Below are 1,876 nucleotides of genomic sequence, written 5' to 3'. Positions count from 1 at the left end.
ACCATTGACGAGATCTTCTTGCAAAAAATCCTGACTTTCGTTTGCATAGGTGTTTGAGCAAACTGTAATTAATGGGAGAAAAACACTCAACCTAGCAATAGATAAAACTGTGTTAGATGTCATATGTTCTCCTAGAATAATTTTGCTAATTCTCCCAAATATGTCTTATTGTAGACTTATGAAGATAAAAAATGCCAGACATATTTTACTATGACTGGCATCTCATACTATGCTGAGTATGAATTAGAAGGTAAATGAGCCTGAAACAAATACCTTTAGGTCATCATCAACATCGTATCTTGCAATCTCATCACCATCAGCATTGTAGTACTTGAGCTTTCTGTCAATGGTATAGCCAACACCTGCCTTGACTGAAAGTCTGTCAACAGGAGAGAATAAAGCTGCTACAGATACTTCTCTTGACTTGTCTAGCATATATACATCGTAGTTTCTGTAATAATTCTCCATGTATACCATAGGCTCTGCAGTAGCAAATTTTACATCTGCTGCAACAGCGAACATATTTGAGAATCTGTAGGTTAAAGAAGTGGTTGGAAGACCAGCGATAAATGATAAACCAAGATCATTTGAATTTTTGTACTTGGCCATTAGAACTGGGTAGAAGAAATTCTTTGGATCAGTTAAATAAGTACCTAAACCACCAACTACTGACAGACCACTACCAAGGTCATATGTTAAACCGCCAAATGCATTTACATTGTAGCTCTCAGTAAAATCAAATTCCTCATCATATGAGAAATCGAGACTACCACCAACAAAGTAACCTAGTTTTGAATCTAACTGTGCACGGTATTCACCACCAAAGAAGATATCCTTAGCCTCGATATCCTTTCTGTGGTCAATATCATAATCTCTAAAAGAGAAACCACCGTATACATACTCATTACCAAGTGTAACACCAACTTTTGAATAAGATAATTCATCTGCAGATGAACCAGTATAGGATGGAGTTAAAAAGAACGCTGCGTTAGCACTTCCTGATAAAGTAGCTACAACGGTTAAAGCTAGTAGACTTTTTTTTACTAATGCCATTTAAATTTTTTCCTAAAATTAAAACCGACACATACCAGTAAGTTATTCTTATGGAAAAAATTATAGGAATGATATGTGAGTATGATCAAGAAAAACATGTTAAATACAGACACATTTTTAATATGTGTATGTAATAAGCATAATCTAATAAAGTAATGATATATCTACAAAAAAAATAATTTTTTCTAAGAAAAAGCTAATTTTTTGAACAAAAAAAATGCTACAGCAATTTACTGTAGCAAAGATTACTATGTGCAAACTTTATAAACTGTACAGCACAATAGTCTGATTTGTTTTACAGGTGCATATGCTTTACTCTCTGTGACTCTTCAGACTTCTTACCATCGTTAAATCTGTCTAAGGTACCAACAAGATAACCTGTCACCCTTCTGATTCTCTGAAATTTAACGCCTTTGCCTACAAATCCTTCACGATTTGCTCTAAGGTGACAATAATTGTTCATATATATAATACCCCTGCAAGAATAAAAGACTGTTTTCAAAATGCGCTGATTATACAGCAGTGAAAACACTTTGTTTCAAAAGTTTTCTATTTAAATAATACAAAAAAATTTTTCATTTTCAACTTATTGATAACTATTCTCAATAAGAAATTAAATTATATATAAAGTATTAAGCCATTCACCAATATTTGTGGTATATTTTGCTCAAAAATAACAATACATTTCTGGCCTTAAAATGAATACTAGAAAAACTATAATAAAAACACTTTTCTTTACATGTGCTCTTGCTTTTGCAGACACAACTTTATGTGCCGAAAAACAGGACATAAACGATAAGCTAATCACCTTAAGCGGAACTAT

2 protein-coding genes are annotated in these 1,876 nt (G+C 32.8%); both read right to left on the bottom strand.

Going from position 1 to position 1,876, the window contains the following annotated elements; all coding sequences use genetic code 11:
- Window positions 1–243: 243 nt before the first annotated feature.
- On the bottom strand, window positions 244–1,053 hold the full coding sequence (locus ACJML3_RS09925; protein WP_406022839.1) for a hypothetical protein: 810 nt from the start codon (window positions 1,051–1,053) through the stop codon (window positions 244–246).
- A gap of 295 nt (window positions 1,054–1,348) precedes the next feature.
- Window positions 1,349–1,516: an anaerobic ribonucleoside-triphosphate reductase gene (gene nrdD, locus ACJML3_RS09920; RefSeq protein WP_219937794.1), complete on the bottom strand. Its 168-nt coding sequence runs from the start codon at window positions 1,514–1,516 to the stop codon at window positions 1,349–1,351.
- Window positions 1,517–1,876 lie beyond the last annotated feature (360 nt).

The sequence above is a fragment of the Succinivibrio sp. genome (assembly GCF_045124615.1).
Classification (GTDB): domain Bacteria; phylum Pseudomonadota; class Gammaproteobacteria; order Enterobacterales; family Succinivibrionaceae; genus Succinivibrio; species Succinivibrio faecicola.
Note: the sequence above shows the minus strand (reverse complement) of the source record. Positions and strands in the feature narration are given on the sequence as shown.